Source organism: Acidithiobacillus albertensis (assembly GCF_001931655.1).
GTDB classification, from domain to species: domain Bacteria; phylum Pseudomonadota; class Gammaproteobacteria; order Acidithiobacillales; family Acidithiobacillaceae; genus Acidithiobacillus; species Acidithiobacillus thiooxidans.
Genome location: NZ_MOAD01000133.1, coordinates 1 through 570 on the forward strand (window position 1 = coordinate 1; position 570 = coordinate 570).

The following is a 570-nucleotide window of genomic DNA, read 5'->3' on the forward strand; positions in this document are numbered from 1 at the left end:
ATTCCATCCCGGTACGCATGGGTCCACGATTCTCCGGTGACATCATGGCACGCATGCCTTCGTGGTCAGGCGAATCACCCCCCATCATGTTTCCCATCATACTGCCCATACCCGAGGCACTAGCCCGGTCTGCCTGCACATAACCTGCCACAGCCAGTGCCGATAATATCGACTTCAACAACTGTCTTCTGTTCATGACATTTCTCCTTTTCTGAGTGTTACTGCGATCTTAAACGACGCCGTTGCCATAAGGCGTACAGCGCAGGGATAACGAGCAAGGCCAACAGCGTTGCGCTCAACATGCCGCCGATGATAGGTGCGGCAATCCGTTTCATCATATCGGCCCCTGTGCCCTCACTGAGCATGATGGGCAGCAGGCCCACAACGACCAGGGTAAACGTCATGGCCAGCGGACGCAGACGGAGCATACTCCCCTCCATAATCGCCAGCTGCAGATCGTGCCAGTTTTGCAAGGCATCGCGGGCCCGCCGACGCTGCAGGGCCTGGTCCAGATAAAGGAGCATGACTACCCCAAATTCGACGGCCACACCGGCGAGGGCAATAAAACCC

1 protein-coding gene and 1 pseudogene are annotated in these 570 nt (G+C 56.8%); both read right to left on the reverse strand.

Going from position 1 to position 570, the window contains the following annotated elements:
* Positions 1 to 196: pseudogene (locus BLW97_RS18545) on the reverse strand (hypothetical protein); the annotation flags it as partial.
* A gap of 22 nt (positions 197 to 218) precedes the next feature.
* Positions 219 to 570: efflux RND transporter permease subunit (locus tag BLW97_RS18550; RefSeq protein WP_143215015.1), on the reverse strand; the 352-nt coding region annotated here is incomplete at its 5' end.